This is a genomic window from Arhodomonas sp. KWT, assembly GCF_010993615.1.
Genome location: NZ_WNXE01000334.1, coordinates 1 through 2,106, shown reverse-complemented (window position 1 = coordinate 2,106; position 2,106 = coordinate 1). Strand labels below are relative to the sequence as shown.

The 2,106-nt window shown below is 69.2% G+C and carries 2 protein-coding genes; both read left to right on the top strand.

From position 1 onward, the window contains the following. Positions 1–510, top strand: a 510-nt coding sequence (locus G7A99_RS18595; protein ID WP_205599919.1) for a glycosyltransferase family 2 protein, incomplete at its 5' end; no start/stop codon positions are given. Then, the gene (locus tag G7A99_RS18590) at positions 507–1,976 is read left to right on the top strand and encodes a lipopolysaccharide biosynthesis protein (RefSeq protein WP_163142983.1); all 1,470 of its coding nucleotides are present in this window, start codon (positions 507–509) and stop codon (positions 1,974–1,976) included. The genes G7A99_RS18595 and G7A99_RS18590, both read left to right, overlap by 4 nt. The last annotated feature ends 130 nt before the right edge of the window (positions 1,977–2,106 follow it).

Genomic DNA, 2,106 nt, shown 5'->3' with positions numbered 1-2,106 from the left:
ATCAACACGGCGTTCTTTCGCGAGCTCGGCGGCTTCGATCCGTCCCTGGAGACCGGGGAGGACTACGAGCTCTGCGCGCGGGCGCGCCGATGGGGGGCGACGGTGGTCAACGATGTCGCCTTGCGGGTGGTCCACAAGGGCTTCCCCCGCGGGCTCGCCGCGTTCATCCGGCGCGAGGCGTGGCACGGCCGCGGCGATTTCCGCTCCTGGCACGCCCTGGTCCGCTCCCGGGTGGCCGTGCTCACGGTGGTCTTCCTCGCGGCGCATCTCGCCGGCCTCGCCGCGCTACTGGCCGGCTGGACCGGCGGGGTGCTTGCCGCGATGGCGGTGGTGGCCGCGGTGCTGGTGGCCTCGTCGCTACGCAAGTACGCCGGCCAGCCGCTGCGGGTGCTCGCGGTGAACGCGCTGATCTTCTACTGCTATTACCTTGGCCGCGGCCTCGCCGCACTGCGGCGTCTCGACCCGCGCGGTGCCCGGCACGCCCGGATGGCCCAGGGGGTGCGCGGATGAGCGGCGAAGCGGCCCGGATGGTCTCGCACAGCGCGATCTACGGGGCGGGCAATATCGCCCGCAAGATCGTGGCGTTTATCATGCTGCCGATCTATACCCGCTACCTCACCCCCGCCGACTACGGGGCCGTGGAGCTGTTCACGCTGTTGCTCAGCGTGGTCGAGGTCTTCTTCGGCATGCGCATGGGGCAGGCGCTGTTTCGCTACTACTTCGCGGCCGACAGCAAGGCGGAGCGTGACGAGGTGGTGACCACGGTGCTGGCCGTCGGTGCCGGCGTGAGCGCGCTGGGGGCGATGGCGGTGGCGGGTTTCTCCGAGCCACTGGCCCGTGTGCTCTTCGGCGAGGCGCTCTACGTCCACCTGATCCCGCTGATCGGGCTGCTGCTGGTCACCCAGGGGGTGGAGGACTTCGGCCTCAACTTCATCCGCGCCCACCAGCGCCCATGGCTGTTTTTGGCATTAAATATCTCGAAGTTAGTTTGGCAAGTGGCGCTCAACCTATACCTCGTGGTGTGGCTGGAGCTCCACGTCGCCGGGGTGGTTCTCAGCAACCTGCTCTCCTCCGGCGCCATTGCGCTGTTCGGTCTCGGCTACACCCTGCGTTATACCCGGTTGAGACCGTCGCGCCGCCACCTGCGGGTGTTGGTGGCGTTCAGCTACCCGTTCTGGATCTCCGGGCTGTTCCAGATCTACATCAGCTTCGGTGACCGCTACTTCCTGCGGGTGTTCACGGACATGGCACAGGTCGGCATCTACGCACTGGCCTACCGCTTCGGCTTCCTGCTGGTGGAGTTTACCTGGGGGACGTTCGCCAACATCTGGGATACCCAGCGTTACCGCATCCTCGAGCGTGGCGATGCCCGCGAGGTCTACCAGACGACGTTCCAGTACTTCGCGCTGTTCACCATCCTCATGGGGCTGGGGATCGCCATGTTCGTCGGCGACGTGATCCGCGTGATGGCCGCCCCGGCGTTCTGGCCCGCCGCGGACATCGCGCCGATCCTGGTCCTCGCCTACGTCCTCTACGTCTGGACGCTGTTTTCCAACTTCGGCCTGCTGCTCGCCGAGAAGACGCGCAAGCTGGCCGTTGCCTCGGGGATCACGGCGGTGGTGATCAGCGCGGGCTACCTCGCGCTGATCCCGTTGCTGGGCGCCCTCGGTGCGGCGCTCGCCACGCTGGTCGCCCTGACCGTGGAGCTTACGTGGGTCCATGCCCAGGCCCGCCGGGAGTACGACATGGGCCTGCCCTGGGCCCGGGTGCTCTCGGCCCTGGCGCTGGCCGTCGTGCTCTACGCAATCGCCGAGGCGGGGCCGACGGAGCTGGTGTGGTCGCTGCTGCTGCGGGCGGCCCTTGTCGGCGTGTTCCTGGTGGCGGTGCTGTTCTCGCCGCTGCTGCCCGCGGAGCAGCGCGGCCTGGTGCGCTCGCTGATTCGCCGTCCCGCGCGCCTGCGGGGGGTCGCCGGATGAGCGCGTCGCTGCGCACGGCCAGGCGGGCGGCGCGGGCCGGGGTGTGCGCTGCCGCCCGGGCGGCCGGGACGATCGGCTGGCGCCGCCGGGCGCCGTCGCTACTGGTGCTCACCTACCACCGTGTCCTGCC